Source organism: Rhodococcus sp. NPDC003318 (assembly GCF_042879035.1).
GTDB lineage: Bacteria > Actinomycetota > Actinomycetes > Mycobacteriales > Mycobacteriaceae > Rhodococcus_G.
In genome coordinates this window covers 1,071,599-1,097,418 of sequence record NZ_JBIAOU010000001.1, presented here as the reverse complement: position 1 = coordinate 1,097,418, position 25,820 = coordinate 1,071,599, and the positions used below count along the sequence as shown (strand labels likewise).

The 25,820-nt window shown below is 70.3% G+C and carries 22 protein-coding genes, 1 tRNA gene and 1 pseudogene; 17 read left to right on the top strand and 7 right to left on the bottom strand.

Annotated features, from left to right (window positions below; genetic code table 11):
* Window positions 1–25 precede the first annotated feature (25 nt).
* On the top strand, window positions 26–982 hold the full coding sequence (locus ACFYVR_RS04915; RefSeq protein ID WP_387470148.1) for an endonuclease/exonuclease/phosphatase family protein: 957 nt from the start codon (window positions 26–28) through the stop codon (window positions 980–982).
* A 137-nt stretch (window positions 983–1,119) separates the two neighbouring features.
* A pseudogene (locus tag ACFYVR_RS04910) lies at window positions 1,120–1,797 on the top strand (HNH endonuclease family protein); the annotation flags it as partial.
* 4 nt (window positions 1,798–1,801) lie between these two features.
* Here the strand turns inward: ACFYVR_RS04910 and ACFYVR_RS04905 are convergent.
* Entirely contained in the window at window positions 1,802–2,422 is a 621-nt protein-coding gene (locus tag ACFYVR_RS04905; RefSeq protein WP_387470146.1) for a TetR family transcriptional regulator, read from the bottom strand.
* Window positions 2,423–2,537: 115 nt separating this feature from the next.
* On the opposite strand from ACFYVR_RS04905, the gene ACFYVR_RS04900 reads away from it, so the two are divergent.
* From ACFYVR_RS04900 to ACFYVR_RS04890, 3 genes are read left to right on the top strand one after another with little or no spacing between them, the layout of a single operon-like run.
* Complete coding sequence (locus tag ACFYVR_RS04900; protein ID WP_387470144.1) at window positions 2,538–3,647, top strand: ferredoxin reductase; 1,110 nt, start codon at window positions 2,538–2,540, stop codon at window positions 3,645–3,647.
* Between the two features lie 26 nt (window positions 3,648–3,673).
* Complete coding sequence (locus ACFYVR_RS04895) at window positions 3,674–4,852, top strand: fatty acid desaturase family protein (protein WP_387470142.1); 1,179 nt, start codon at window positions 3,674–3,676, stop codon at window positions 4,850–4,852.
* Window positions 4,853–4,858: 6 nt separating this feature from the next.
* Entirely contained in the window at window positions 4,859–5,131 is a 273-nt protein-coding gene (locus ACFYVR_RS04890) for a hypothetical protein (RefSeq protein WP_387470140.1), read from the top strand.
* 69 nt (window positions 5,132–5,200) lie between these two features.
* Here the strand turns inward: ACFYVR_RS04890 and ACFYVR_RS04885 are convergent, their stop codons facing one another.
* Window positions 5,201–5,710 (bottom strand): MarR family winged helix-turn-helix transcriptional regulator, encoded by a 510-nt coding sequence (locus ACFYVR_RS04885; RefSeq protein WP_387470138.1) that lies wholly within the window; start codon window positions 5,708–5,710, stop codon window positions 5,201–5,203.
* 73 nt (window positions 5,711–5,783) lie between these two features.
* Between ACFYVR_RS04885 and ACFYVR_RS04880 the strand changes: the two genes are divergently transcribed.
* Window positions 5,784–7,190 carry an FUSC family protein gene (locus tag ACFYVR_RS04880; RefSeq protein ID WP_387470136.1) on the top strand — a complete coding sequence of 469 codons (1,407 nt, stop codon included), beginning with the start codon at window positions 5,784–5,786 and terminating at the stop codon, window positions 7,188–7,190.
* A 108-nt stretch (window positions 7,191–7,298) separates the two neighbouring features.
* A complete protein-coding gene (locus ACFYVR_RS04875) occupies window positions 7,299–7,469 on the top strand; it encodes a hypothetical protein (RefSeq protein WP_387470134.1) in 171 nt (56 codons plus the stop codon).
* Between the two features lie 30 nt (window positions 7,470–7,499).
* On the opposite strand, the gene ACFYVR_RS04870 is transcribed toward ACFYVR_RS04875, so the two are convergent.
* Window positions 7,500–7,931, bottom strand: coding sequence for a hypothetical protein (locus ACFYVR_RS04870; RefSeq protein ID WP_387470132.1), 432 nt, complete (start codon window positions 7,929–7,931; stop codon window positions 7,500–7,502).
* Between the two features lie 228 nt (window positions 7,932–8,159).
* On the bottom strand, window positions 8,160–8,297 hold the full coding sequence (locus ACFYVR_RS04865; protein WP_387470130.1) for a hypothetical protein: 138 nt from the start codon (window positions 8,295–8,297) through the stop codon (window positions 8,160–8,162).
* Between the two features lie 398 nt (window positions 8,298–8,695).
* On the opposite strand from ACFYVR_RS04865, the gene ACFYVR_RS04860 reads away from it, so the two are divergent.
* Window positions 8,696–9,853: a tyrosine-type recombinase/integrase gene (locus ACFYVR_RS04860; RefSeq protein WP_387470128.1), complete on the top strand. Its 1,158-nt coding sequence runs from the start codon at window positions 8,696–8,698 to the stop codon at window positions 9,851–9,853.
* A 17-nt stretch (window positions 9,854–9,870) separates the two neighbouring features.
* Here the strand turns inward: ACFYVR_RS04860 and ACFYVR_RS04855 are convergent.
* Window positions 9,871–9,944: transfer RNA gene (locus ACFYVR_RS04855), tRNA-Arg, on the bottom strand.
* A 167-nt stretch (window positions 9,945–10,111) separates the two neighbouring features.
* Here ACFYVR_RS04855 and ACFYVR_RS04850 point away from each other — a divergent pair.
* The 9 genes from ACFYVR_RS04850 (at window position 10,112) to ACFYVR_RS04810 (ending at window position 23,596) form a co-directional block, all read left to right on the top strand.
* Window positions 10,112–12,142 (top strand): cytochrome c oxidase assembly protein, encoded by a 2,031-nt coding sequence (locus tag ACFYVR_RS04850; RefSeq protein ID WP_387470126.1) that lies wholly within the window; start codon window positions 10,112–10,114, stop codon window positions 12,140–12,142.
* Window positions 12,143–12,327: 185 nt separating this feature from the next.
* Complete coding sequence (ssb, locus tag ACFYVR_RS04845) at window positions 12,328–12,765, top strand: single-stranded DNA-binding protein (protein ID WP_387470124.1); 438 nt, start codon at window positions 12,328–12,330, stop codon at window positions 12,763–12,765.
* A 157-nt stretch (window positions 12,766–12,922) separates the two neighbouring features.
* A complete protein-coding gene (locus ACFYVR_RS04840) occupies window positions 12,923–14,167 on the top strand; it encodes an alpha/beta hydrolase family protein (RefSeq protein WP_387470122.1) in 1,245 nt (414 codons plus the stop codon).
* Between the two features lie 29 nt (window positions 14,168–14,196).
* Window positions 14,197–15,351 carry a lipase family protein gene (locus tag ACFYVR_RS04835; RefSeq protein ID WP_387470120.1) on the top strand — a complete coding sequence of 385 codons (1,155 nt, stop codon included), beginning with the start codon at window positions 14,197–14,199 and terminating at the stop codon, window positions 15,349–15,351.
* A 79-nt stretch (window positions 15,352–15,430) separates the two neighbouring features.
* Window positions 15,431–17,104 carry an energy-dependent translational throttle protein EttA gene (gene ettA, locus ACFYVR_RS04830; RefSeq protein WP_387470118.1) on the top strand — a complete coding sequence of 558 codons (1,674 nt, stop codon included), beginning with the start codon at window positions 15,431–15,433 and terminating at the stop codon, window positions 17,102–17,104.
* A 9-nt stretch (window positions 17,105–17,113) separates the two neighbouring features.
* Entirely contained in the window at window positions 17,114–17,533 is a 420-nt protein-coding gene (locus tag ACFYVR_RS04825) for an acyl-CoA thioesterase (RefSeq protein ID WP_387470116.1), read from the top strand.
* Between the two features lie 63 nt (window positions 17,534–17,596).
* Window positions 17,597–22,495: an NAD-glutamate dehydrogenase gene (locus tag ACFYVR_RS04820; RefSeq protein WP_387470114.1), complete on the top strand. Its 4,899-nt coding sequence runs from the start codon at window positions 17,597–17,599 to the stop codon at window positions 22,493–22,495.
* Window positions 22,492–22,938: an acyl-CoA thioesterase gene (locus tag ACFYVR_RS04815; protein ID WP_387470112.1), complete on the top strand. Its 447-nt coding sequence runs from the start codon at window positions 22,492–22,494 to the stop codon at window positions 22,936–22,938. Before ACFYVR_RS04820 ends, ACFYVR_RS04815 begins: the two co-directional genes overlap by 4 nt.
* Window positions 22,931–23,596: a hypothetical protein gene (locus ACFYVR_RS04810; RefSeq protein ID WP_387470110.1), complete on the top strand. Its 666-nt coding sequence runs from the start codon at window positions 22,931–22,933 to the stop codon at window positions 23,594–23,596. The genes ACFYVR_RS04815 and ACFYVR_RS04810 overlap by 8 nt, the downstream gene beginning before the upstream one ends.
* 19 nt (window positions 23,597–23,615) lie before the next feature.
* Here ACFYVR_RS04810 and ACFYVR_RS04805 read toward each other — a convergent pair whose 3' ends face one another.
* Window positions 23,616–25,223, bottom strand: a complete 1,608-nt coding sequence (locus ACFYVR_RS04805) for a glycoside hydrolase family 13 protein (RefSeq protein ID WP_387470108.1) — start codon at window positions 25,221–25,223, stop codon at window positions 23,616–23,618.
* 57 nt (window positions 25,224–25,280) lie between these two features.
* The gene (locus tag ACFYVR_RS04800; RefSeq protein WP_387470106.1) at window positions 25,281–25,676 is read right to left on the bottom strand and encodes a globin; all 396 of its coding nucleotides are present in this window, start codon (window positions 25,674–25,676) and stop codon (window positions 25,281–25,283) included.
* Window positions 25,677–25,820: the final 144 nt, after the last annotated feature.

The window sequence follows — 25,820 nt, the reverse complement described above, 5'->3', positions numbered from 1 at the left end:
TCGTCGGGTTCGCCGGGGTGCGATCGTGATCGGCTGGCCGGCGGCCACGAGTGCGGCGGTCGGCGTGGCCGCGCATCGGATCGGGCTCACCTCGCCGCTGGTCGTGGTGGCCGCGTCGGCGGCGCCGTACCTGATGGTCGGCGCGGCGGCGGCCCTGCTGGTGTTCCTCGTCGCCCGGCACCGGGCGGGCCTGATCGTCGCGACTGCCGTGGCCGCGTTGGCGGGGTGGACGCAGGCGCCGCTGTACCTCGGTGGAGGCGACGCGACCGGAGGCGAACTCGTCGTCATGCAGGCGAACATCGAGTTCGGCAAGGGGGATACGAATACCGTTGTCGCGCATGTTCGTTCGCGCGAGGTCGACATTCTGACGGTCGACGAGCTGACGGTGTCCGCGGCGGCGGGGCTGTCCGACGCGGGTCTCGACGAGATGCTGCCGCACCGCTACATCCGGCCCGCCGCGTCCGGCGCGGACGGCACCGGGATCTGGAGTCGGTATCCGCTCGACGAGCAGGTCGAGTACCCCGACTTCGTGATGGCCGCTCTCTCCGCACGGGTGGCGCTGCCGGGCGACCGATCGCTGACGGTGTTCGCCGCGCATCCGCTGCCGTCGTGGCCGCGTCACCAGACGCCGATCTGGGCCGACGAGCTGTCCCGGCTGCACACGATCCTCGACGGCCTGCGCTCGCAGTCGGACACCGTGCTGATGGCCGCGGACTTCAACGCCACCTGGGACCACGCGCAGTTCCGGGCGCTGCTCGGGGGCGGTGTCCGGGACGCCGCCGAGCAGGCGGGCGCCGGCGTGCTGCGCACCTATCCCGCGGATCGGTCGTGGCCGCCGCTGTTGTCGATCGACCGGATACTCGTCGCGGGGGCCACCGCGACCGCGGTCGAGGCCGTCGACCTTCCGGGTGCCGATCACCGCGGCATCGTCGCCCGGATCGCGGTGCCCGGATACTCCGGGGCGGGTCGAGGACTCGCGTAATCTCGGTCACGGCCGGCGACGGCGGTCAGCGTGGCTGCCTCCACTCGGTGAACGGACGGTGAATACTTCCCTGTGCACGTTCACGAGTAAGGAGTTCCCCCTTGAGTTTTCACCCTGTCGCGCGCCGGAAGGCGGCGATGGTCGCCGCAGCACTGGCGGCGTTGACACTGTCCGGGTGCACCCAGGCGGCCGATGCCGAGTCCCTGGGCGGCGTCGACGTCGGCAGTGCCGGCGGAGTGCAGGTCGACACGGCCGCCACCCTCGCGACACTCGACACGATCCCGGTCAAGGGTCGTGCGCCGAAGACCGGCTACGACCGCGACCTGTTCGGCCCCGCCTGGACGGACGACGTCCGGGTTGCGGGCGGCCACAACGGGTGCGACACCCGCAACGACATCCTGGCCCGCGATCTCGTCGACGAGACCTTCAGGCCCGACACCCGGGACTGCGTCGTCGCCACCGGTGTCCTGGACGATCCGTACACCGGCAAGCGCATCGACTTCGTACGCGGCCAGACCACCTCGACGGCCGTGCAGATCGACCATGTCGTCGCGCTGTCCGACGCCTGGCAGAAGGGTGCCCAGCAGCTCGACGAGGACACTCGCCGTGACCTCGCCAACGACCCCCGCAACCTGCTCGCGGTCGACGGTCCGACGAACGCCGCCAAGGCCGACGGCGACGCGGCGACGTGGTTGCCCCCCAACAAGTCCTACCGCTGCACGTACGTGTCCAAGCAGGTCGAGGTGAAGGCGGCCTACGGCCTGTGGATCACCCAGGCGGAGAAGGACGCGATCGTCACGCAGCTCGCCGCCTGCTGATTCACGAGGACGTCGCCGGGCGCCAGCCACCCATGCCGATGACGATCAGGCGCAGCTGGCGCTCGGCGCGGTCGACGACGACGTCCTCGTCGGGGCCGGTGACCTCGAGCAGGTCGATGACGGTCGTCATCATCACGCTGACGATCAGGTCGGCGGCCATGTCCCTGTCGCTGGTCGGCCAGTCGGCCAACGCCGGGTTGCGTCCGAGGTCCGAGCTGAGTTCGATGGAGAACAAACGTAATTCGGAGGCGATTGCCTGCCGGACCTCGGTGACGCCGCCGTAGCGTTCGCGGCTGAGGAACCGGAACTGTCCGTCGTTCGCGCGGACCTGCCGCACCAGGATGTCGAGCGAGGTGCGGGCATCGCGCGGCGCCGGGTCCCGGCGGGCCTCGCGCAGCATTCGGCGCAGCATCCGCATGCTGTCCTCGACGAGCGCGACCCCGAGTTCGTCCATCGACGCGAAGTGGCGGTAGAAGGCGGTCGGGACGATGCCCGCGGAGCGGGCCACCTCGCGCAGGCTCAGGCCCGAGAGGCTGCGGTCGGCGAGCAGTCCGAGGGCGCCGTCGAGCAGCGCCGCTCGGGTGCGTTCCTTGCGCTCGGCGCGGCTCTCGGTTGCGGTCACGCAAAGAGTGTATGCCCGTGCACCGGAAGTGGCGGCTGCTGCCTGTTGTGGCCGTCACATCTCGATTTCCCTTGACATCTACCTGGGACTTTCTGTCACACTCATTTGTGTACAAATGTTCACTGAAATCGCGTCGAGGGAGCATGCCGTGCCGACCAGGACCCCATCCCGCCTGCTGTCGCTGTTCGAGGCGATGGCCACCCCGCACCCGCTCGACCGCTATCTCGAACTCGTCGACCCGATGGCCACGGTCCGGGACCTGCGCGCCGAGGTCGTCGAGGTGCGGCGTCCGACCCCCGGCAGCGTCACGCTGACGCTGCGGCCCACGCGACAGTGGGACGGGTTCCGCTGCGGACAGTTCGTGCGGATCGGCGTCGTGATCGACGGGGTCCGGCACGCCCGGTGCTTCTCGCCGGCCGGTTCCGAGCACGGGGCCGGGATCGAACTGACGGTCAAGGCCCACGGAGGTGGACTCGTGTCGGGGTACCTGTACCGGCACGCCCGGGTCGGCCTGGTGGTCGGCCTCTCCCAGGCCGACGGGACGTTCGTGCTGCCACGCCCGCGTCCCTCGAAGGTCCTGCTGATCAGCGGCGGCAGTGGAATCACGCCGGTGATCTCGATGCTGCGCACGCTCGTCGACGAGGGTCACCGCGGCGACGTGACGCTGCTGCACTACGCAGACCGGGCCGACGCGGTGCCCTACCTCCGTGAACTCCGGGCGCTGTCGGACGGTCGCAGCAACGTGAACGTCGTTCTCGCCTACACGCATTCGCGTGGCGGCGACCTGGCCGGACGGTTCTGCGCCGAGCATCTGCGCGCCGCCGCACCCTGGTTCGCGCAGGCGCAGACCTACCTGTGCGGCCCGCCGGCACTGATGCGATCGGTGCGCGAGCTGTTCGACGAGCGGAACCTCGGCGACCGGCTGCACACCGAGGAGTTCTCACCGGTGCTCGCCCCCACCGACGCCGACGCGGACGGTTCCGTCACGTTCGCCGCGTCCGACGTCACCGCCCGCAACGTCGGCACCAGCCTGCTGGAACAGGCCGAGAACTCGGGCTTGACACCGGAATACGGCTGCCGGATGGGAATCTGCTTCACCTGCACCACGGTCAAGACGTCCGGCTGCACCCGCAACCTGCGCACCGGCGAACTCGACCACGACCCCGACAAGCCGATCCAGCTGTGCGTCAACGCGGCGGTCGGCGACGTGACCCTCGATCTGTAGACACTCATCACTCGAAGGAGTGCACCATGTTCGGACTGTCCTTCACCCTTCCCGCACTGCTCGGCGGCCGCGCCGGCGACAACGTGCCCGAGCCAGTCGTCCTCTCCCGCGAACAGGTCGAGGACATCGGCCGGGAGCTCGACGCCCTGCGCGACCGCGTCGTCGCGGACCTCGGTGCTCGTGACCGCGAGTACATATACTCGATCATCAAGGCGCAGAGAGGATTCGAGGTAGCCGGTCGCGGCCTGATGTATCTCGGCTTCCTGCCGCCCTTCTGGCTCGCGGCGGTCGGCGCCCTGTCGATCTCGAAGATCCTCGACAACATGGAGATCGGCCACAACGTCATGCACGGCCAGTACGACTGGATGCGCGAACCGGGCCTGAACTCGAGGGTCTTCGAGTGGGACACGGTGTGCCCGGCCGATCAGTGGCGGCACTCGCACAACTACATGCACCACACCTACACCAACATCGTCGACATGGACCGCGACATCGGATACGGGATCCTGCGCATGGACGACGCGCAGCCGTGGCGGCTCTACCACCTCGGCAACCCCGTCCACGCCACCGCGCTCATGCTGCTGTTCCAGTGGGGTGTGATGCTGCACGATCTCGAGGTCGAGAACATCGTCGCCCGCACACGCTCCTGGTACGACGTCAAGCCGCTCGTCGCGGGCATGTGGCGCAAGGCCCGTCGCCAGGTGCTCAAGGACTACGTGATCTTCCCGGCGCTGACCGGACCGCTGTTCGTGACGACCCTGCTCGGCAACGCCAGCGCGAACCTGGTCCGCAACGTGTGGGCCTTCTCGATCATCTTCTGCGGCCACTTCCCTTCAGGTGTCCAGAGTTTCACTCGGGAGGAGACCGCCGAGGAGACCCGGGGGGAGTGGTACGTGCGGCAGATGCTGGGCAGCGCCAACATCGAGGGCGGTCGGCTGTTCCACATCATGTCGGGCAACCTCTCCCACCAGATCGAACACCACCTGTTCCCGGACCTGCCCGCGAACCGCTATCCGGAGATCGCCCCCGAGGTGCGGGCGCTGTGCGCGAAGCACGGTCTGCCGTACAACACGGGCGGATTCCTCCGGCAGATCGGATCCGTGTGGGGCAAGATCGTCACGCTCGCGCTGCCGCCGTTTCTCACCCGCCGGACTCCGCCGGTCGGTGTTATCGTCGAGCGTTCCCCGGCCTCGGTCCGAGAGTGAGTCACCATGGTGGGCAAGTTCGAACGCCGCAAGGACACCGTGCAGGAACTGACGGAGTCCGGGGCGACGCACGTGGGTCGCATCGCGATGATCATCGCGGGCGCCGTCCGCGACGTCACCCGTGAGATCGGCGACTGGATCAGCGACGGCATCGAGATGCGGGAGGCCGCGCAGCGGGCTGGGGAGGACGAGGCGCGCAGCTCGCCCGCCGCGGACGGGGACGAGCAGGCAGGGAGCGAGGCCGTCGACGACGAAGCCCCGCGCGAGCCTCGCGACTGACGGCGAAGGCGCACCTCCCGATTCCCTTGTCGGCGCCCCTCGCGTTCAAGGGGAATCGAGAGATGCGCCCTACTGCCCGGGTTCGAGGTTGCCGGCGACGCGGCGCAGCAGTGCGGCCAGCGTCCTGCGCTCCTCGATGTCGAGTCCTTCGAGCATCCTGCGGTCGCGCTCGACGCGTGCCGGGAACTCGGCGTCCACGACGGCCCGCCCCGCGTCGGTCAGCTGCAGCAGCACGACGCGGCCGTCGCGTTCGAACGGCAGCCGTTCGACGAAGCCCGCGCGTGTGAGCCGGTCCGCGTGCTTGGTGGTCGACGCGCCGCTCGTCATCGTCGCCGACGTGACCTCGGACGCCCGCAGGGGGCGGTCGCTGCGGGCGAGTGCGCACAGGATCTCGAATTCGACGCGGGAGACGCCGCTGCCGGTCAGCGCGCGGTCCAGTTGGTGCAGGGCGAGTGATCCGATGCGGGTGATGCGTCCGATCACCTCGATCGGGGCGGAGTCGACCTCGGGATAGTTCTCGGACCACTGTCGTCGGACGTGGTCGATGAAGTCTCCACCGGAGGGCGTTGCGGGCGGCATGGGCTCATCGTAGCGACCGGTTTCACACCGTTTCATATGTATTTTACTAGTGAAATAGATGTATCGTGATGGCATGACGACCGCGACTCTCACCGCCCCCGCCCGGTTGCGTCATTCCCGAGACGCGCTGGCGCACTCGGTGTCCGCGGACGCCTGGCGCCGGTCGCTGCGGATGAGATCTGCCGACGCGACCCTCGCGGTCTCGGTGCGGGTCGGGCTGGCCGCCGCGATCGTGCTCGTCGTCTTCGGGCTCGCCGGCCACGGCACGGTCGCCGGTTTCGCCGTGCTCGGATCCCTGGCATCGGCGTTCTCCCGGCACGAACCGCTGCGTCGCACCGCGCAGAAGGTCGGCTTCGTCGGCTCGTTCGTCGTCGTCGCCGTCCTCGCCGGCGGACTGATCGCCCTGACCGGAGCCCCGCTGTGGGCCCAGGTCGGTCTGATGGCGCTCGTGTCGGGTGGCGGCGCCGCCGTGCTGTTCGGATTCCGGGTCGCCGGACCGGGGCCCGTCGTCCTCGTCTTCGCGGCCACCGCGGCGGTCGGGTACGTGTCGAGCGTCGCCACCCTCGGTGTCGCCGTCCTGTGTGCCGCGATCGGTGCGACGGTCGGATTCGTCACCGCGCTCGTTCCGTTCGCGTTCCTGCCGTGGGGCCCGGCGCGGTTGGCCGCGGCTCGCGCGCTGGCCGCGGTCGCCGCGGTCCCCGACGGCGCGGACGTCGGCGCCGCCCACGCCGCCATCTCCTCGGCCCGTGAGAAGCTCGCCCTGACCTCCGGGTCGGTGCGCCGGCACGAGGCCCGCGACCTCGCTGCCGTCCTGTCCGAAGCGGAGTGCGCGCTCGACGAGTGGGAACGCGGGGCCGGTGCCCGGCTCCGCGACATCGTGCGGCACGAGAAGGAGCTGCGAAAGATCAAGCGGCACAAGGCCATTCTCGGTGGATTCGGCGACATTCCGGTGTTGCCGCGTCCCACCCCGTTTCTCGCCGACGGTCTCGCCCGACTGCGCCGACACGACGTGCTCACCAACGCGGCGCGTGTCGTGCTCGCCGCCGCGGCCGCGGGATGGCTCGCATCCGCGATCGGGCTCGATCATCCGCTGTGGGCGTCGATGGGTGCGATGGCCGCGTTGCAGGGCGTCACCTACGGGCCGACGGTGCAGCGGGCGATCCAGCGTCTGCTCGGCAATGTCGGCGGCGCGGTGATCGCGGCGGCACTGATCGCCCTGTCGCTCGGGTACTGGCAGTCGGTGATCGTCGTCGCGATCATGCAGACCGGTGCCGAGGTGATGGCCCCCCGGAACTACGCGCTGTGCTCGATCTTCGTCACCCCGATGGCGCTGCTGGTGGTCGGGCTCGGCGCCACCGTCGACCCCGCGATCGGCGTCAGCCGCGTCCTGGACACGCTCGTCGGCGTGGTGGTCGGGGTCGTCGTCGCAGCCGTCACGATCAGCCGCTCGGACCGCACACATCTGCCCGCAGTGGCGTGACGGCGCCCCGACGAGCGGCGGACCTGCCGGTACGCGTGATAATTGTCGGCACTGACAACACTCGGTGCGCGGGCAGGCCGCGCGCCGCGAAGCGAAACGGAGACGGCAATGACCGAGACGGCGGTGCACGCGGGCGATCTGGTCCACATCTCGGACACGGCCGGAACGTGGGTGGTCGAGGAGATTCGATCCGGTATCGCGTTGCTGCGTGACGGCGAGGACCGCCGCATCTCGTCGCGGCTGTCGAAGCTGACGGTCGTGCGTCGCGGCGGCGCCTGACCGAATCAGCCGAGCGGTGCCGGTCGCCCGTCAGGGTGTTGCGAAGAACTTCTCCACGGCGGGAAGGGCGTTCGGATTGCCCTGCCCGATACCCGCGACGGCGCCGGCCACCAGGCCGATCGCGGTGCCGACGATGCAGCCGGCGATGAAGTTCGGGAAGATCGAGACGCATCCGATCGCGCCGCCGACGTTCGCCCCGATCAGGGTGCCCTGCAGGCCGTTGTTGACCCAGCCGGTGTTGATCTCGTTCGCCATCTCGTTGAAGGCGTCCTGTTTCGTGTCGTTGCCCGGCCACGTCTGCTCGGCGAACATCGCGGCCACCGGCGGTGGCGGCGGCAGGGTGGGCAACGCGGGTGGTGCCGGCAGAGGTGGTAGGGCGGGTTGTGCGGTTGCCGTTCCTGCGCCCGTGGCGACCGCGGCGACAACGAGTACGGGCATGACGAGTGACTTGGCCATCTTCATGGCGATCCCCACTTGATCTGGACGGTTCTCACGGACACGACGGCGATCCGCGACTCGCGACGCCTGCCCTGACGCGAATCGCCCTGGGACGGTTTCGATGCCCTCCGGCGAGGGCGGGCACAGCCAAGTGAGAATTTTACCGCGTAAGCAAGGGGCGCACGGGCGTATTCGCAGCGACGCAGGCGGCGGCCCCGGGTGGGTGCACCCGGGGCCGCCGACGGTGTCGTCTCAGGAGCCGAGGCTTCCGCCCCCGAGTCCTCCGAGGCCGCCGAGGCTGCCGAGTGGGTTGGCACCTCCGCCCTTCCCGCCCTGCATCTTGTCCATGACGGTGAGGAGTTGGTCGAGCAAGTCGATGAGTTGCGACATGAATTCCATGGTGGTGCGCCTAACTGAAGGGGTATCGGTGACGGCGACGGAGCGGACGCATCGGACGTGTGCGCGGTGCGTCCGCTCCTCGCCGCAGGTCGGGGACTCCCGTCACCGAGGAGGCGAGCGGCAGGGCGCAGCGGGAGTGTTCCCGAGGATGCGGCGGCCGCGGCGGCCGCTGTGACGGTCGGGCATGAAAATCACCTCAACCCGGTCTATCGACGTCCGCCCGGGAAGTGTTTCACATCACACTTGCCGCGGGGCCGAGAACGTTTGCGGTCTGCCCTGTGTGGCGCGGTGCCGGTATATCGTGGTTGCGAACCTTCTATCGATCCACCACTAATCGAGGCGTGGTTGCGTTCTGCACGATGCGCCCCTACCCCCACGGAGGCACACACATGGCCGGACGTCCGCCCCTCGACAACGGCGAGCACGGCGTCGTCAACCGGACGGAGCTGGCGCCGAACGTCTGGCGGGCGCGTGCCCGGTTCCGTGGCCCCGACGGCGTGACGCGCAGTGTGCAGCGGGACACGCCCGCGGGTGTGCGTGACACCGACGGCGCAGTCGCGGAGAAGGCACTGACCGACGTGTTCGAGGAGTTCGGCCGGTCCGACGGACACCGCGGCACCGTGACGCTGCAGACCGAGCTCGCGACGCTCGCGCAGATGTACCTGGACCACCCCGATCGGGAGAAGCAGGCCATCCGCACCCGCGACACGTACGCCCGGATCGTCCGGCTCCTGCTGCCTCGGCTGGGTCCCATCCGCATCGTCGACGCGACACCGCGACGGCTGAGCCGAATCCTCGACCAACTCGCCCTCGACCACGGGCAGACCACGGCGAAACAGGCCAAGACGGTACTGGCCGGCATGTTCTCGGCGGCCGTCCGGGACGGTGCGCTCACGCGAAACCCGGCCCACGACATCGACCCGATCCGTGTCGACGTGGGGGAGGGTACGGACCCTGCGCGCGTACTCACCGGCGAGGAACTCGCCCGACTGCTCGACGGCGTGCAGAACTCGGACGCGCCGCTGCCACCGCGCGTCAAGGGGAAGAAGATCATCCCGAAACGCACGGTCTCCCAGTGGACGCACTTCATCGACTTCGTCGACCCGATCACCCTGCTCGCCGGCACCGGCCTGCGCCGCTCCGAGCTGCTGGGACTGCTGTGGAGCGACTACGACCGCGACAACCGCACCATCACGGTCGCCGGGCACGTCATCCGGAGCTCCGGCTCCGGGCTCGTCCGGGAAGGCGCAATCGACGCCAGGCAGCCGTCCCGCACGATCGAGCTCCCCGACTTCGCCGTGGAGATGCTCGACCGCCGGCGCGGAGAGGTCCGCCCGGTCACGGACGGCATCGAGGACGTGATCTTCCCGTCGAGCGTGGGCACCTACCGCGACCCCGACAACTTCGCGCGTCAGTGGCGACGGATCCGGGAGGCACTCGGGTTCGACTGGGTCGGTACCCGCACGATCCGCAAGTCGGTGGCGACCTTCGCCGATGCGCGCGCTCTCGACGACGCCCTCGCGTCCGGCACGAGGTCGACGTCCTGACCTGCGGCAGCGCTCGGTGCCCCCGGCAGGAATCGAACCTGCGACCTAGAGATTAGAAGGCTCTTGCTCTATCCAACTGAGCTACGGAGGCGTGACCCCGTGGGGGATCGGGTCAGCAGTCTACCGGCTCGGCCGGGGCGCGCTCGCCCGGCACGCGGGCGGCGGAATCGAATCGTCGGCGGCGGCCGGGTGTAGGCGGCGTCACTGCGTCCCAACCTGGGCGCGGTCGACGCTCGCGCGCCTCCTACCCTGGTAGTCATGGCATCACCCGAGCTCGCCCCGTCCGACGCTGCACCGACCCGTAGGGCAGGGCAGGGCGCGGTCCCCGTCTTCGTCACTCTCGGGTTGATCGCGGGACTGGTCGCGGCGATCGTCGTGGGGCTGTCGGCGTCGGAGGCGCTGGTTCGGCTCGGCATTCCCGACCCCGGACCGCTCACCACCTACGGGTTGCCCGCGGTGAAGGCGATCGGCGAGGTCGCGGCGGTGATCGCGATCGGGTCGCTGCTGCTGGCGTCGTTCCTGGTGCCGCCGCAGAAGAGCGGTGTGCTCGACGTCGACGGGTACCGCGCGGTGCGGACGGCGTCCAACGCCGCGATCGTGTGGGCGGCGTGCGCGCTCGTCCTCGTTCCCCTCACGGTGTCGGACACGTCGGGGCAGTCGTTGTCGGAGTCGCTGAAACCGGAGAACCTGTGGAAGGCGATCCCGCAGATCGAACTGGCGGGCGCCTGGCGCAACACGGCGATCCTGGCGATCATCCTGGCGATCTGCGCGCGCATGCTGCTGCGCTGGAACTGGACGCCGGTGGTCCTGGTGCTCGGCATCACGACCCTGATCCCGCTCGGCCTGACCGGGCACTCCTCGGCGGGCGGCGCGCACGACGTCGCCACCAACAGCCTGCTGTGGCACCTGATCGCCGCTTCGCTGTGGGCCGGCGGCCTGTTCGCGCTCCTGGTGCACGCCCGTCGCGGCGGCGCGCACACCGACCTGGCGGCCCGGCGGTTCTCGAAGGTGGCGACCGCGGCGTTCGTGATCATGGCGATCTCCGGTGTGATCAACGGCCTCGTCCGGCTGCCGCTGCGCGATCTGTTCTCCAGTACCTACGGCTGGCTCCTCGTCGCCAAGACCGTCGCCCTGGTGATCCTCGGCGTGTTCGGCTTCCTGCAGCGGCGCAGTTCGCTGCCCGCGCTCGAGTCCGACCCGACCTCGCGCGGTGCACTGATCCGGTTCGCCGGCGGCGAGGCGCTGGTGTTCGCGGCGACGATCGGGCTCGCGGTCGGCCTGGGGCGCACCCCGCCGCCGCCGGAGGACGTCCGCCCGACGCCCGCCGAAGTCCAACTCGGCTACAACCTCGACGCGCCTCCGACGGCCGCGCGACTGATGTTCGACTGGCGTTTCGACCTGATCTTCGGCACCGCCGCGATCATCGCGGCGGTCTGGTACATCGTCGGTGTACGCACGCTGCACGCGCGGGGCGACAGCTGGCCCGTCGGCCGGACCGTCGCGTGGCTGCTCGGATGCCTGACCATGCTCGTCGGCACCTCGTCGGGCCTCGGCCGCTACGCGCCCGCCGTGTTCAGCGTCCACATGGGCGCCCACATGGCGCTGTCGATGCTCGCGCCGGTGCTGCTGGTGCTCGGTGGCCCGATGACCCTCGCCCTGCGCGCCCTCAAGCCGGCCGGGCCGGACGGTGCGCCCGGTCCCCGCGAGTGGCTGCTCGCGGCGCTGCACAGCTCGTACTCGCGCTTCATCACCCACCCGCTCGTGGCGTCGTTGCTGTTCGTCGGCGGCTTCTACGCGCTGTACCTCGGTGGCATCTTCGGGGCCACCCTCGATTCGCACGGTGCGCACCTGCTGATGAACCTGCACTTCATCCTCAGCGGCTACCTCTTCTACTGGGTCGTGATCGGCATCGACCCCGCGCCGCGGCAGCTGTCACCGGTGACGAAGCTGGCGATGGTGTTCGGATCGCTGCCGTTCCACGCGTTCTTCGGGATCGCCCTGATGAGCACCGTCGAGGTCATCGGAGGCTGGTACTACAGCTCACTCGGTCTCGGCTGGAACACCGACCTGATGGAGGACCAGAAGATCGGCGGCGGCATCGCCTGGGCAACCGGCGAGATCCCGCTGGTGCTGGTGATGCTGGCTCTGCTCGTGCAGTGGTCGAGGTCCGATCAGAAGGCCGCCAAGCGCATCGACCGCGCCGCCGACCGGGACGACGACGCCGAACTGGCCGCCCACAACGCCATGTTCGCCGAGCTCGCCCGCCGCGACAAGGAGGGCTGGAAGTAGTCGGGCAGAGCTCGGCTACCACGGTGCCCTGACGGCGCGGGGCGTCGACGTGCCGTTCAGCCCCGCCCTGTGGATTGATTCGCGCGCCGTCCACAGATTGCCGCGGGCCGCACCGGACCGGTGCCGACCGCGGCACGCTGGTGTCCGAGGGGCCGCCCGGCCCCTGGACACGAAGGGGCGCAGACATGTACGAGACCCACACCGCGGTCGTCGGCACCGTGATCACCAACCCGGTCAAGCGATCGACCACCGCCGGCGAGGAGGTGATCAGCTTCCGGATGGCCAGCAACGCCCGCCGATTCGACCAGGCGACGGGGGAGTGGACCGACGGCGGCACCCTCTACCTGAGCGTGAACTGCTGGCGCCGCCTCGTCGACGGTGTCGCGGCCTCGCTGATGAAGGGCGACCCGATCGTTGCCTACGGCCAGCTGCGCACCGCCGAGTACACGACGAAGGAGGGCGTCGAGCGGTCCGACCTCGAGATGCGCGCCAGCGCCGTCGGTCCGGATCTCGCGCGGTGCGTCGCGAAACTCGAACGCGGACAACGTGTGCCGGCGCAGAACCAGGACGAGGTCGTGGAGGAGGAGAGGCCCGAGGAGGAGTTGGAGGCCGTCGCCGGGTGACCGCCGGTCCGTGACCTCGATCCGGTGACAACCGGGCCGCAGGCGAGGCCGATCCCGCGAAAAATCGACGACGGGCCGCCCTCCGGGCCTACCGTGGAAGGACCCGCGCGACCATGACGGCGCCGGTTCGAAGCGGTGCCGAATGAGGGAGGCGCCCGTGAAGTGGACGAGGGTTCGGCAGAAGGTGCTCGCCACAGCGGTACCCACGGCGACGGCGGTCGGTGTCGGCGTTGCCGGGTTGGGACCACCGGTGGCTCCGGCGACCGGCGCTCCCGGTGACTCGAAACCCGCAGGCGCGACGGCGTTCGCAGAAGCCCCGACCGAGGGTGCGGTTGTGGTGACAACGGGCACGCCCGGAACGACAACTGCGGGCACTCCCGGAACCGTGGTGGCGGTCGAGAACCTCCCGACCGCCGCCGCGCTGCCGGATGCCGGCGCCGAGCGGCGCGTCACCTACCTGACCACCGACCACCGCGGCGGCATCCGCTCGAGTACGGGTGCGGTGCACGTTCCCGAGGGTGCGCCGCCGCCCGGCGGGTGGCCCGTGGTCTCCTACGCGCACGGCACCGTCGGGCTGGCCGATCAGTGCGCGCCGTCCCAGGTCGGGGGAACCGCCCAGGAGGCCGAGTTCGTGTCGCGCTGGCTGCGGCGCGGCTACGCCGTGGTGGCCACCGACTACGCCGGCCTCGGCACCCCGGGCGAGCTGGCGTACCTCGACGGGCGGGCGGCCGCGCACAACGTGATCGACATGGTGCGCGCGGCGCGTGCCGCCGCGCCGGAGCTGGCGTCGCGCTGGGTGGCTGTCGGGCACTCCCAGGGCGGGCACGCCGCGCTGCACACCGGGCGGGTGGCGACCGCGTACGCCCCGGACCTCGACTACCGCGGAGCGGTCGCGCTCGGTGCCCCGACGAATCTGGACCGGCTGTTCGCGCTCGGCCGACCCGGCATCCCGCGCCTCGGGGTGTCGGGGCTGACGAAGTTCTCCCTGTTCACCATGGCGGGGATGCGGGACGCCCGCCCCGAACTGGACATCGACTCGTACCTCTCACCCCGCGGCCGCGACCTCGCCCGCCGTGCCACCGAGGTCTGTTCCGTCGAGTTCAACCGGTACGTGGGGGCGGCCTCGGTCGGGGACCTGCTGGCCCGGCCGGTCGACGGCCTGGCCCCGGCCATGTCGGACTATCTCGGGGTGCCCGCCGACGGGTACGACCGTCCGCTGTTCCTCGGGCAGGGTGGGTCCGACCTCGTGGTGCCCGCCCCGCTGGCGATCGCGTTCGTCGGTCAACTCGGCGCCGCGGGCACTGCCCACACGTTCCGCGTCTACCCCGGCGTCGACCACATGGGGACGCTCACCGCGGCGTTCGACGACGCCGCCGAGTTCGTCGACCGAGCGATGGGTTGACGGATTCCCGATCACGCAGGACGGTGCCGATGCGGATCCTGAAGGCGGTGAGACCCGGACTCCGGTCCCGGCGCGCCGCCACGACCGCAACCGCCGTCCTCGCCCTGATCGCGGGAGTGGCGAGCGCCGTGTCCGCGCAACCCGCTGCGAAGCCGGGCACGGTGGTCCGCACCGACGCGCTGCCGCAGGCGGCCCGACTGGCCGGAGCCGCCGATGCCGGCCAGCGGCGCGTCACCTACTGGACGGAGGGGCCGGACGGTGAGCCGGCACTGAGCACCGGCGCCGTGTACCTGCCGCCGGGTGAACCTCCCGTGGGCGGCTGGCCGGTGGTGTCGTTCGCGCACGGCACCACCGGCGTGGGGGACGACTGCGCACCCTCGTTCACCGGCGACTCCTCGGCCACCCGCGAGTACCTCGACGCGTGGCTGAGTGCCGGGTTCGCCGTCACGGCCACCGATTACGTCGGCCTCGGCACCGACGGCGTGCACCCCTACCTGCACGGGCGCAGCGAGGGCCGCGCGGTCATCGACATGGTGCGGGCGGCGACGTCCGTCGCACCGGAACTGTCCCGCCGCTGGGTCGCGGTCGGACATTCGCAGGGCGGGCACGCGGCGATGTTCGCCGCGCACGCCGCCACCGGCTACGCCCCCGAACTCGACTACCGGGGTGCGGTCGCCACCGGCACGCCCGCGAATCTCGAACAGCTGCTCCCGCTGGGCGGACCCGGCTTCCCGGACCTCGGTCTCAACGGACTGACCGTGTTCGCCGCCTACATCGTCGACGGGGTACGGGTCGCGCGGCCCGATCTGCCGATCGACGACTACCTGACCCCGGCCGGGGCCGCGCTCGTCGCGGAGTCCGAGACACTGTGCTTCACGGCGCTGCGCGACCGGGCCGGAGCACTGGGAATCGGGGAGATGCTGTCCCGCCCGCTCGACGAACCGAGAATCCGGGACGCGATCGGCGACTACCTGGCGGTCCCGACCACCGGATACGACCGCCCGCTGTTCGTCGGGCACGGCTTGCCCGACCGGATGGTGCCGTTCCCGCTCGGGGCGAAGCTGGCCGCGGACCTCGTCGCCTCCGGCCAGAACGTGACGGTCCGGGCCTATCCGGGCGCGCATCAGCCGTCCGCGGCACAGTCCCTGCCCGACGCCATCGCTTTCGCCCGCGCCCACGTGTGAGGGACCGGCGCTGACCTGTGCGGTCGCGCGCGGCGTCCGGGATTGGGGCCGCGCGTGTCCTGCCGATACCCTGGTGCGCATGGCGGAGTTCATTTACACGATGAAGAAGGTGCGCAAGGCGCACGGCGACAAGGTCATCCTCGATGACGTCACCATGAGCTTCTACCCGGGCGCGAAGATCGGCGTCGTCGGCCCGAACGGCGCGGGCAAGTCCTCGATCCTCAAGATCATGGCGGGACTCGATCAGCCGTCGAACGGCGAGGCGTTCCTCGACCCGGAGGCCACCGTCGGCATCCTCCTCCAGGAGCCGCCGCTGAACGAGGAGAAGACCGTCCGCGGCAACGTAGAGGAGGGCCTCGGCGAGATCAAGGTCAAGCTCGACCGGTTCAACGAGATCGCCGAGCTGATGGCCACCGACTACTCCGACGAACTCATGGAGGAGATGGGCAAGCTCCAGGAGGATCTCGACCACGCCGACGCGTGGGACCTCGACTCCCAGCTCGAGCAGGCCATGGACGCGCTGCGCTGCCCGCCCGCCGACGAGCCGGTCACCCACCTGTCGGGCGGTGAGCGCCGCCGCGTCGCGCTGTGCAAGCTGCTGCTCAGCAAGCCGGACCTGCTGCTCCTCGACGAGCCCACCAACCACCTCGACGCCGAGTCGGTGCTGTGGCTCGAGCAGTTCCTGGCGAGCTACCCCGGCGCCGTCCTCGCCGTCACCCACGACCGGTACTTCCTCGACCACGTCGCGCAGTGGATCTGTGAGGTCGACCGCGGCAAGCTGCACCCCTACGAGGGCAACTACTCCACCTACCTGGAGAAGAAGGCCGAGCGGCTCGAGGTGCAGGGCAAGAAGGACCAGAAGCTGCAGAAGCGCCTCAAGGAGGAGCTCGCCTGGGTCCGGTCCGGCGCCAAGGCCCGGCAGACCAAGAACAAGGCCCGCCTCGACCGGTACGAGGAGATGGCCGCCGAAGCCGAGAAGCACCGCAAGCTCGACTTCGAGGAGATCCAGATCCCGACGCCGCCGCGCCTGGGCAACGTCGTCGTCGAGGTCGACCACCTCGACAAGGGCTTCGAGAACCGGGTGCTGATCAAGGACCTGTCCTTCACGCTGCCCCGCAACGGCATCGTCGGCGTCATCGGCCCCAACGGTGTCGGCAAGACCACCCTGTTCAAGACGATCGTCGGTCTCGAGAACCCGGACTCGGGCACCGTGAAGGTCGGCGAGACGGTCAAGCTCAGCTACGTCGACCAGAGTCGCGCCAACATCGACCCGAAGAAGACGGTGTGGGAGGTCGTCTCCGACGGGCTCGACTTCATCGAGGTCGGCCAGAACGAGATGCCGTCGCGTGCCTACGTCTCCGCGTTCGGTTTCAAGGGCCCGGATCAGCAGAAGAGGTCGGAGGTGCTCTCCGGTGGTGAGCGCAACCGCCTCAACCTCGCCCTGACCCTCAAGGAGGGCGGCAACCTGATCCTGCTCGACGAGCCGACCAACGACCTCGACGTCGAGACCCTGAGCTCGCTGGAGAACGCGCTGCAGCAGTTCCCGGGCTGCGCCGTCGTGATCTCCCACGACCGCTGGTTCCTCGACCGCACCTGCACCCACATCCTCGCGTGGGAAGGCAACGTCGAAGAGGGCAAGTGGTTCTGGTTCGAGGGCAACTTCGAGGCCTACGAGGCGAACAAGGTCGAGCGGCTCGGCGCCGAGGCCGCTCGCCCGCACCGGGTCACGCACCGCAAGCTCACCCGCGACTGAGGGTACGGCGTGCCGAAGATCTACACCTGTGAGCTCCAGGTGCGCTGGGGTGACTCCGACCGCAACGGACACGTCAACAACGTGCTGTACGCGGAGTACGCCCAGGAGGCACGCATCCGCTTCTTCAAGGAGCGCATCGTCGGGGCGGGCGCACCGCCCGCCCCGATGGTGGTGCGGACGATGGCGTTCGACTACCAGCGGCCGGTGACCGACGAGACGGGGCCGATCACGGTCGAGGTGTCGATCCTGCGGGTGGGGACGTCGTCGTTCGGAGTGCGGGAGGTGCTGCGCGACCGCAACGACGAGGTGTGCGTCGTGGTCGAGGGCGTGATGGTGGGGTTCGACCCGGAGACCGAGAAGTCGGTTCCGCTGTCGGAGCGGACCCGTGAACTGTTGCAGGAGTACGCGCCCACGTCGGTCGCGCACTGATCTCGTCGAGCCGACTAGGCTCAGCGGCACACCTGTCCCGTTCGACCAGGGGGTGACCGCGAGATGACCGTTCCCGCCGACCGATTCGGCCCGGAGTGGACGGCGGGGTTGCCGCCTGCCGTCGCCCGGCACCTTCCCGAGGTGGCGGGGGTGTACTTCCGGGGCACCGATTTCGCCTGGACCGCAGAGGCGGTCACCGACGAGGCGATGGCCGCGTTCCGGACGCACCTGGAGTTCGCCGCGGTCCGCGAATCCGGGCAGTCGATCGCCCGCGTCTGTGTTCCCACTCCGGGTGCACCGGCGGTGCAGGTGGTCACCGACGACATGCCGATGCTGGTGGAGTCGGTGACCGCGCTGCTGGCCAGGCACGGTGTCACCGTCGTCGAGATCGTGCATCCGGTGCTGCGGGTGGAACGGTCGGAGACCGGCGACCTGGTCGACGTGCTCGTCGACGGCGCGCAGCACGAGCGGTCGACGCACACGGAGTCGTGGATGCACCTGCAGTTGCATCCGGCGACCGATCCGGCCGGGTTCGACGCGATCGCGGCCGCCGTCCGGGACGTCCTGGTCGACGTCCGCCAGGTCATCGCGGACACCGCCGCGATGCGGGCGGCGCAGCACGACGTCGCGGAGCATCTCGAGGTGCTCGCCGACACCGGACCGACCGGGTATCCGGAGCGGGACGTGCGGGAAACCGCCGCGCTGCTGCGGTGGTTCGCCGGCGGCAACTTCGCCCTGCTCGGCTACCGGCGTTACGAGTTCGGCGAGCCGGCGGTGCACGGCGGCCCGACGGCTCGGGTCGTCGGTGGCAGCGGGCTCGGCGTGCTCGGGGCCGCCACCCGGACTGATCACCGGATCGACCTTCCCGCACCGGAATTCGACAACGAGACCGCGCTGCTGACGTTCGCGCAGGGACCACTGCCCGCGACCGTGCACCGCTCGGTGTACCCGTCGTTCGTGCGGGTCGTGGATCTCGGGGCGGGAGGCCGCATCGTCGGCGAACATCGCTTCCTCGGCGTCCTCACCGTCACGGCCGTGCACGAGAACATCCTCGACATCCCCGTCATCTCGGGGCGGGCGCGGGCCGTCATCGCCCGGGCCGGGTTCGACCTGCACTCGTTCTCCGGTCAGGCGATGCTCGAGGTGATCCAGTCGTTGCCGCGCACCGAGCTGTTCTCCATCGACACGGACGCGCTGTTCGACACGGTGACCGCGGTGCTGGCGATCGGGGTGCGCAGGCAGGCACGGCTGTTCCTGCGCGACGACCACGACGGCCGGTTCGTCTCGGCGCTGGTGTACCTGCCGCGGGACCGGTACAACACCCGGGCCAGGCTGGCGATGCAGTCCATCCTGCTGCGTGAACTCGGCGGCGGCACACTCGAATACAGTGCTCGCGTCACCGAGTCGGATCGGGCGATGGTGCACTTCACGATCCGCACACCGCCCGGCGAACCCGTCCCGGCGGTCGACACGTCCGCCCCGAACCGGGAACGCATCGAGTCGCTCCTCGCCGCCGCCACCCGCGCGTGGGACGACGACCTGATGGACGCCACCGCCGGCGAGCCGCACGTGACCTCCCTGGCCGCCCAGCGGTATGCCGCCGCGTTCCCGGAGAGTTACAAGGAGGACTTCGACGCCCCGCGCGCCATCCGTGACATCGCCCGACTCGAGGCGCTGCAGGTGGGGGAGATCGACCTCGAGCTGTACCGACGGCGCGGTGAACGGCCCGGCCACTGGAGGTTCAGCCTGTACATCACCGGGGGCGGGGTGTCGCTGAGTCAGGTGCTGCCGGTGCTGCAGTCGCTCGGTGTCGAGGTGGTCGACGAACGCCCCTACGATGTCGTCCGACCGGACGGAATCGCCTGCTGGATCTACGACTTCGGACTGTCCGCGGCACCCGAGATGATCGACGCGGCGATCGAGCAGGAACTGGAGCGCGAACTCGACGAGCCGGCGGGCGTGGCCGAGGCGCGGGCGCTGCAGCGCCGCTTCACCGAGGCGTTCACCGCGGTCTGGCACGGCCTGTCCGAGCCCGACAAGTTCAACGAGCTGGTCCTGCGATCCCGACTCGAGTGGCGGCAGGCGGCGGTGCTGCGGGCCTACGCGAAGTACCTGCGCCAGGCCGGTTTTCCCTACAGTCAGTTCCGCATCGAGTCGGTGCTGCTCGAACACGCGCACACGACCCGGCTGCTCGTCGACCTGTTCGCCGCGATCTTTCACCCCGACACCGGTGACGCGTCCCGCGCCGAACACCTCGTCGGGGAACTGCGCACGCGGATCAAGGAGGTCGTCAGCCTCGACGCCGACCGGATCCTGCGGGCCATGCTGTCGCTGATCCTGGCGACGCTGCGCACCAACGCGTACGTGCGCGGGAGCGACGGTGCGCCCCGCGAGGTGCTGGTGTTCAAACTCGATCCCGGTCGGATCCCCGAGCTCCCCCGCCCCCGACCGCGTTTCGAGGTGTTCGCGTACTCGCCCCGCGTGGAGGGTGTGCATCTGCGCTTCGGACCCGTCGCGCGCGGCGGACTGCGCTGGTCCGACCGTCGGGAGGACTTCCGCACCGAGATCCTGGGCCTGGTCAAGGCGCAGGCCGTCAAGAATGCGGTGATCGTGCCGGTCGGCGCCAAGGGCGGTTTCGTCGTGAAACGGCCGCCGTCGCCGACCGGGGATCCGGTCATCGACCGGCAGGCCGCGCTGGTGGAGGGGCAGGCCTGCTACCGGCTGTTCGTCGCCGGGCTGCTCGACGTGACGGACAACGTGGACCCGGCCACCGGACGGGTGCTGCCCCCGGCGCGGGTGGTGCGACGCGACGGCAACGACACCTACCTGGTCGTCGCGGCGGACAAGGGCACGGCGGCGTTCTCCGACCTCGCCAACGCGGTCGCCGCCGAGTACGGGTACTGGCTCGGTGACGCGTTCGCGTCGGGTGGCTCTGTGGGCTACGACCACAAGGCCATGGGCATCACCGCGAAGGGCGCGTGGGAGTCGGTGACGCGGCACTTCCGGGAACTCGGAGTGGACGTGCGCACCGAGGCGATCACCGCCGTCGGGATCGGTGACATGAGCGGTGACGTGTTCGGCAACGGCATGCTGCTGAGCAGGCACCTGCGTCTGGTCGCCGCGTTCGACCACCGGCACGTGTTCCTGGATCCGAATCCGGATCCCGCCCGATCCTTCTCCGAACGGGAGCGGCTGTTCCGCCTGCCACGGTCGTCGTGGGCGGACTACGACCCCGCACGGATCAGCGCGGGTGGCGGCGTGTGGGAACGCTCGGTCAAGTCGGTGCCGCTGGGTCCGCAGGCGCGGGCGGCGCTGGGGCTGGCCGACACGGTCACCGAACTGTCCCCGCCCGAACTGATCCGCGCGATCCTGCGCGCGCCGGTCGACCTGCTGTGGAACGGTGGCATCGGCACCTACGTCAAGGCGTCCGGCGAATCGCAGGCCGAGGTCGGGGACAAGTCCAACGACGTCGTGCGGGTGAACGGAAACGAGTTGCGCGCCAAGGTGGTCGGGGAGGGCGGCAACCTGGGCGTCACGCCACGTGGCCGCGTGGAGTACGACCTGTCCGGTGGCCGGATCAACACCGACGCGCTGGACAACTCCGCGGGTGTGGACTGCTCCGACCACGAGGTGAACATCAAGATCCTGCTCGACACCGCGGTCAGCGCGGGCGCGCTCGCGGCCACCGAACGCAACGAGTTGCTCGCCTCGATGACCGACGAGGTGTCCCGGCTCGTGTTGCGCGACAACATCGCTCAGAACCTGCTGATGGGCACGTCGCGGGCGGACGCGCCCGGGATGCTCGGCGTCCACTCCCGGCTGCTCGCCGACCTCGAGGCCGAGCGCGGACTGGACCGGGAGCTCGAGGTGCTGCCGACGGAGGAGGAGATCGCCCGCCGACGGGAGGCCGGGATCGGGCTGACCTCACCGGAACTCGCGACCCTGCTCGCCCACGTGAAGCTCTCCCTCAAGGACGACCTGCTCGCCAGCGAACTGCCCGACAGCGACACGTACGCCACCAGGCTGCCCCGGTACTTCCCGCGGCCGCTGCGGGACCGGTTCGCGCCGCAGATCCGTACCCACCGGCTGCGCAGGCAGATCGTCGCAACGATGCTCGCCAACGAGGCCGTCGACGTCGGCGGCATCAGCTACCCGTACCGGCTCGCCGAGGACGCCGGAGCGAGCAGCACCGACGCGATCCGCGCGTTCACGGCCGCCACCGAGATCTTCGCGCTGCGCCGCGTGTGGGCGGACATCGCCGCGGCTCCGGTGTCCGCGTCGGTCGGCGACGACCTGATCCTCGAATCGCGGCGGACCCTCGACCGGGCCTCCCGGTGGCTGCTGACCAACCGGCCCCAGCCGATCGCGGTCGGCGCCGAGATCAACCGGTACGCCGCCCGGGTCCGCGACCTGATGCCGCAGGTGCACGGGTGGCTGCGTGAACACCACCTCAGCGAACTCGACACGCGCATGGCGTCGGTTCTCGGTCGCGGCTGCCCGCGCGACCTCGCGGTCCGGGTGTTCGGGATGCTCGACGCGTTCCCCGTCCTCGACATCATCGACGTCGCGGACATCACCGAACGCGAGTACGACGAGGTGGGACTGTTGTACTACGCGCTCGACGAGCATCTCGGGATCGACGGGTTCCTCACCGCCGTGTCCCAACTCGAACGCGGCGACCGCTGGCATTCCCTCGCGCGGCTGGCGCTGCGGGACGACCTGTACGGATCGCTGCGCTCGTTGACGATGGAGGTGCTGTACGGCGGTGAGCCGCACGAGAGCGCTGCCGAGATGATCGAGGACTGGGAGTCGACCAACGCGTCCCGGCTCGCCAGGGCGCGGGTGGCGCTCGGCGAGATCGGGGCGTCTGGGACCCTGGACCTCGCGACGCTGTCGGTGGCGGCGCGTCAGGTACGGAGCATGGTGCGCGGAGCGGGCACCCGGGTGGAGGGAACGCGGTGAGCGAGGGTCTGGCAGGGACGGCGGAGCGGGTGGGATTCCACGCGAAGGTGGGGGTGCGCTGGTCCGACATGGACGTCTTCCAGCACATCAACCACGCCCGGATGGTGACGCTGCTCGAGGAGGCCCGGATCCCGTGGCTGTTCGAGGACGGGCAGCCGACGGTGACGCTGCGGGACGGCGCGGTGATCGCGGACCTGCACGTGCGTTACCGCGGCCAGTTGCGGCACGACGACGGACCGCTCGACGTGCTGATGTGGATCGAGCAGGTCCGGGCCGTCGACTTCACCATCGGCTACGAGGTCCGGGCCGGCGGCGCCGACCCCGCGTCCCCGCCGTCGATCGTCGCCTCGACGCAGATCGCGGCCTTCGACATCGACACCCAGCGGCTGCGTCGCCTCACCGCGCCGGAACGGGAGTACCTGGAGAGCTGGCGGCGTGGCTGATCGTGCCCTGGTCGTCGCCGACCCGGGGGAGCGGGCGAACCTGACCGCGTTCCTCGGTCGGGCGGTCCGGCTCGACGAGGCCGCGGTCGTGCGTCTGCGTCGTCGCGACGAAGGCCACTTGGTCGCCTGGGTGACAACCGGTTTCGACGTGCTCGCCGCGCGAGTCGTGACCGGCCGGATGCGCCCCGACGACATCACCGCTGCGGCCGACGGGCTGGTGCACGCCCTCGCCGCGGTGAACCCCGGGGATGCCGAGATCGATCCGGGCTTCCCGATGGACTCGGCGTGGCGCGGCGCGTTGCCGCCGGACCGCGGCTTCGTGCACGTCGACGACGTGCCCGCCCACCTGCTGATCGACCTGGCCAGGCAGGGCGCTCGGGTCGCCTCCGAACACGGCGGGCACGGGCCGCCGGCGTCACTGCTCGACCAGGAGGTGCTCGCCGTCGAGGGCCGCGGCGAGCAGGTCGGCGTCACCATGAGGACGGTGTTCGCCCTCGCCGCAATGGGTTTCGTGCCCGGCAGCGACCTCGAGTCCGAGGTCGTCGACCCGGCCGAGCTGGTGCGGGTCCGCGTCCACCGGACCTGGCTGCGGCTGGACGCCCGCTACGGGTCGGTGTGCGCGCGTCGCGGCGGCGAGATCCCGCTGTCCGTGCTGTAGCTGCCGCGACGGTCGGCCCTCAGACCAGCCAGGCTGCCGCGTTCGGCGCGAGCGCGCCGTCGACGAGCGGCGCGCTGGCGAGCAGCAGTGCGCCCGGCGGCAGCGGGATCGGCGCATCGGTGGCGTTGAGCGCGCAGATCAGCCCGCCCCGGCGACGGAACGCGAGGCAACCGGGAGGGCTTCCGTACCAGTCGATCTCGGCCCCGGAGAACTCCGGACGCTGCGACCGCAGTTCGATCGCCGTGCGGTACAGCGACAGCATCGACCCGACGTCCTCGAGTTGGGCCTCGACGGTCAGACCGGCCCACGAGGGCGGTATCGGCAACCACGACGAGTCGGACGGACCGAACCCGAACGGGGGCGCGGCGCCCTCCCAGGGCAGCGGGACCCGGCAGCCGTCCCGGCCGCGTTCGGTGTGGCCGGACCGCTCCCACACCGGATCCTGCAGCGCCTCGTCGGGCAGGTCGTCGACGTTCGGCAGGCCGAGCTCGGCGCCGTTGTAGACGAAGACCGCGCCCGGCAGGGCCAGCTCGACGAGCGCCATCGCCCGGGCCCGCGCCCAGCCGACGGGGCCGTTCCCGTACCGGGTCACCTCCCGTTCGACGTCGTGGTTCGACAGCGTCCAGGTCGGCGTGCCGCCGACCGCCGCGACCGCGGCGAGGGAGTGTTCGATCGCCGCCCGCACCGACTCGGCGCCGAACTCGGCCTCGGCGAGCCGGAAGTTGAACCCGAGGTGCAGCTCGTCGGGCCGGATGTACTCGCCGAACCGTTCGTTGTCGCGGACCCAGATCTCGCCGACCGACATGGTGTCCGGGTACTCGTTCATCACCTTGCGGATCCCACGGTGGATCTCGTGGACACCCGGGTTGTTGAACCGCGGATCGTTGTCGTCGTTGCGCATCAGCTCGTTGAGCGCCCAGTCGTGGTCGGGCAGACCCTCCGGCTTCGCCATGCCGTGCGCGACGTCGATCCGGAAACCGTCGATGCCGCGGTCGAGCCAGAACCGGAGGGTGGTGTGGAGGTCCTCGGCGACGTCCGGGTTGTCCCAGTTCAGGTCGGGCTGTTCGCGGGCGAAGATGTGCAGGTACCACTGGCCGGGCGTGCCGTCGGCCTCGGTCACCCGGGTCCAGGCCGGACCGCCGAAGATCGACGGCCAGTTGTTCGGCGGCTCCGCGCCGTCCGGGCCGCGTCCGTCCCGGAAGATGTAGCGGTTCCGCTCCGGGCTGCCCGGCGCCGCGGCGAGCGCCGCCGCAAACCAGGGGTGCTGGTCGCTGGTGTGGTTCGGCACCAGGTCCATCGTGACCCTGATGTGGCGTGCGTGGGCCTCCGCGATCAGCGCGTCCATCGCCTCGAGGTCGCCGAACAGCGGGTCGATGTCGCGCGGGTCGGACACGTCGTAGCCGTGATCGGCCATCGGGGAGCGCATCACCGGGCTGAGCCAGATCGCGTCGATGCCGAGTAGTTCCAGGTAACCGAGGCGTTCCCGGACACCGCCGAGGTCGCCGACACCGTCACCGTTCGAATCGGAGAACGAGCGCGGATAGATCTGGTAGAAAACCGCGTTCGTCCACCACCGGTCGCCTGCGCCCGGATCCACGCCGCCGGGTGTCCTCTCGACACTGCTCACGAGAGGTCACAGTGCCACAGACCCGCGGCGCCCACGAGTCGTACGCGGATCGTGTCGTCAGACCGGGGAGTTCACCAGTGAGGCGGCGGCCATGTCCATGTACTCCGTCAGCGCGCGCCGGTGCTCGGCGTCGAGGGTTCGCTCGTCGATCGAGTCGATCGCGACGTGCATGCAGCGCAGCCAGGCGTCGCGCTCGAGTGGTCCGATCCGGAACGGATTGTGGCGCATCCGCAGCCGGGGGTGGCCGCGCTCGTCCGAGTAGGTCCGGGGTCCGCCCCAGTACTGCTCGAGGAACATGCGCATCCGGCGCTCGGCCGGGCCCAGGTCCTCCTCGGGGTACAGGGGTCGGACGATCTCGTCCTTCGCGACTTCCTCGTAGAACCGGGCGGTCAGTTTGCGGAACGTCTCGGCACCGCCGACCGCATCGTAGAAGCTCATCTCGGCATCAGTCATGGCCACTCCATTGTGCCCGCCGCGCCCGGACGCGTCGACGCGCGCCCGCACCGGGCGTCGCGGGGGGCGTCCGTACGCCGACTGTTCACCGGACATGCGACGAATTGGTCCCGAAATGGGCGTGCGTCGGCGTGTCATCCGTGG

Coding starts and splice junctions, on each gene's coding strand:
- ACFYVR_RS04860 (WP_387470128.1), top strand. CDS start 8,696: ATGGCCGGACGTCCGCCCCTCGACAACGGCGAGCACGGCGTCGTCAAC.
- ACFYVR_RS04875 (WP_387470134.1), top strand. CDS start 7,299: ATGACCGAGACGGCGGTGCACGCGGGCGATCTGGTCCACATCTCGGAC.
- ACFYVR_RS04880 (WP_387470136.1), top strand. CDS start 5,784: ATGACGACCGCGACTCTCACCGCCCCCGCCCGGTTGCGTCATTCCCGA.
- ssb (WP_387470124.1), top strand. CDS start 12,328: ATGTACGAGACCCACACCGCGGTCGTCGGCACCGTGATCACCAACCCG.
- ACFYVR_RS04850 (WP_387470126.1), top strand. CDS start 10,112: ATGGCATCACCCGAGCTCGCCCCGTCCGACGCTGCACCGACCCGTAGG.
- ACFYVR_RS04870 (WP_387470132.1), bottom strand. CDS start 7,931: ATGAAGATGGCCAAGTCACTCGTCATGCCCGTACTCGTTGTCGCCGCG.
- ACFYVR_RS04885 (WP_387470138.1), bottom strand. CDS start 5,710: ATGCCGCCCGCAACGCCCTCCGGTGGAGACTTCATCGACCACGTCCGA.
- ACFYVR_RS04800 (WP_387470106.1), bottom strand. CDS start 25,676: ATGACTGATGCCGAGATGAGCTTCTACGATGCGGTCGGCGGTGCCGAG.
- ACFYVR_RS04900 (WP_387470144.1), top strand. CDS start 2,538: ATGTTCACTGAAATCGCGTCGAGGGAGCATGCCGTGCCGACCAGGACC.
- ACFYVR_RS04865 (WP_387470130.1), bottom strand. CDS start 8,297: ATGTCGCAACTCATCGACTTGCTCGACCAACTCCTCACCGTCATGGAC.
- ACFYVR_RS04890 (WP_387470140.1), top strand. CDS start 4,859: ATGGTGGGCAAGTTCGAACGCCGCAAGGACACCGTGCAGGAACTGACG.
- ACFYVR_RS04895 (WP_387470142.1), top strand. CDS start 3,674: ATGTTCGGACTGTCCTTCACCCTTCCCGCACTGCTCGGCGGCCGCGCC.
- ettA (WP_387470118.1), top strand. CDS start 15,431: ATGGCGGAGTTCATTTACACGATGAAGAAGGTGCGCAAGGCGCACGGC.
- ACFYVR_RS04820 (WP_387470114.1), top strand. CDS start 17,597: ATGACCGTTCCCGCCGACCGATTCGGCCCGGAGTGGACGGCGGGGTTG.
- ACFYVR_RS04835 (WP_387470120.1), top strand. CDS start 14,197: ATGCGGATCCTGAAGGCGGTGAGACCCGGACTCCGGTCCCGGCGCGCC.